Origin of the sequence: uncultured Lamprocystis sp., from assembly GCF_903933125.1 — a bacterium.
Taxonomy (GTDB): Bacteria; Pseudomonadota; Gammaproteobacteria; order Chromatiales; family Chromatiaceae; genus Thiodictyon.
This window is the reverse complement of sequence record NZ_CAIZIZ010000044.1, coordinates 1-1705: the sequence shown is the minus strand read 5'-3', so window position 1 is coordinate 1705 and position 1705 is coordinate 1. Positions and strand designations below refer to the sequence as shown.

The 1705-nt window shown below is 63.9% G+C and carries 1 protein-coding gene; it reads right to left on the bottom strand.

All coding sequences use genetic code 11. The features are described 5' to 3' along the window. Positions 1-4: 4 nt before the first annotated feature. A complete protein-coding gene (gene guaB, locus QZY03_RS01800) occupies positions 5-1471 on the bottom strand; it encodes an IMP dehydrogenase (RefSeq protein WP_295577651.1) in 1467 nt (488 codons plus the stop codon). Positions 1472-1705: the final 234 nt, after the last annotated feature.

The window sequence follows — 1705 nt, the reverse complement described above, 5'->3', positions numbered from 1 at the left end:
GCATTCAATTGTCGATGCGGTAGTTCGGGGCTTCTTTGGTGATCTGCACGTCATGCACATGGGACTCGCGCATCCCGGCGCTGCTCACCCGCACGAACTGCGGTTTGGTCCGCATTTCCTCGATGGTGGCGCAGCCGGTGTAGCCCATCCCGGAGCCCAGGCCGCCGACCAGTTGGTGGATGACGTTGAGCACGCTGCCCTTGTAGGGGACCCGGCCCTCGATGCCCTCGGGGACCAGCTTGTCCTTCTCGGCATCCTCCTGGAAATAGCGGTCACTGGAACCCTCTTTGGCCCCCATGGCGCCCAATGAGCCCATCCCGCGGTAGGATTTGTAGGAGCGGCCCTGATAGATTTCGACCTCGCCCGGAGCCTCGTCGGTGCCGGCGAAGAGTCCGCCGATCATCACGCTGTGCGCACCCGCGGCGATCACCTTGGCGACATCGCCGGAGTAGCGCAGACCGCCGTCGGCGATCACCGGGATGCCGGTGCCTTCCAGCGCCTCGGTCACGTTGGACACGGCGGTAATCTGCGGCACGCCTACACCGGCGACGATGCGCGTGGTGCAGATTGAACCCGGGCCGATGCCGACCTTGACCGCGTCCGCCCCGGCAGCGGCCAAGGCGCGGGCGGCGTCCGCGGTAGCGATGTTGCCGCCGATGACCTGAACCTCGGGGAAGTGACGTTTGACCCAGGCGACGCGGTCCAGCACCCCTTGCGCGTGCCCGTGCGCGGTGTCGACCACGATCACGTCGACCCCGGCTTCCACCAGCGCGGCGACGCGCTCGTCGGTGCCGCGGCCGACGCTGACCGCGGCCCCGCAGCGCAGACGCTCATGGTGGTCGCGCGACGCCTTGGGGAAATCCTTGGCTTTTTGAATGTCTTTGACGGTGATCAGCCCGCGCAACTCGAAGCGGTCATTGACGACCAGCACCTTTTCGATGCGGTGCTGGTGCAGCAGCCGTACCACTTCATCACGGCTGGCGCCTTCCATGACCGTGACCAGCCGTTCCTTGGGGGTCATGATGGCCGAGACCGGTTCATCCATCCGTGTCTCGAACCGCAGATCGCGGCCGGTCACGATGCCGACCAGCTTGCCGGCCTCGGTCACCGGCACGCCCGAAATATTGTGGGCGCGAGTCTGGCGCAGCACCTCACCGACGGTGACGTCCGGTCTGACGGTGATCGGGTCGCGGATGATGCCGCTCTCGTATTTCTTGACTGCCAGCACCTCGCGGGCCTGGCGTTCCGTGTTCATGTTCTTATGGATGATACCGATGCCGCCTTCCAGGGCCATGGCGATGGCCAGTCGTGCTTCGGTGACGGTATCCATGGCGGCGGAGACGAGCGGGATCTTCAGGTCGATCTCACGGGTCAGTTTGGTGTGGAAGCTGACCTCGTTGGGCAGCACCCGGGAATGGGCAGGGACGAGCAGGACGTCGTCGAAGGTCAGTGCTTCCTGGATCAGGCGCATGGCTCAGGCACTCCGAAGGGGCGGCTACCCCGGAAGAATAACCTGCTAGTATATATTTTCCCACTGGTTGAGTAAACTTCCACGTGTCGCCCTCAGCAGTTCCAAATTTGGGAGACAGCATCCAGCGTGGAGCCGTCGACGGGGCTGATGGTGGATGCGCTACGCTTATCCACCCTACAAAACCGGCGATTTTGTAGGGTGGATAAGGTGCGCCGCACGATGTTCGGGATTCAG

Bases quoted from the DNA above. Each gene is read 5' to 3' on its own strand.
- guaB (WP_295577651.1), bottom strand. From the start codon at position 1,471: ATGCGCCTGATCCAGGAAGCACTGACCTTCGACGACGTCCTGCTCGTC.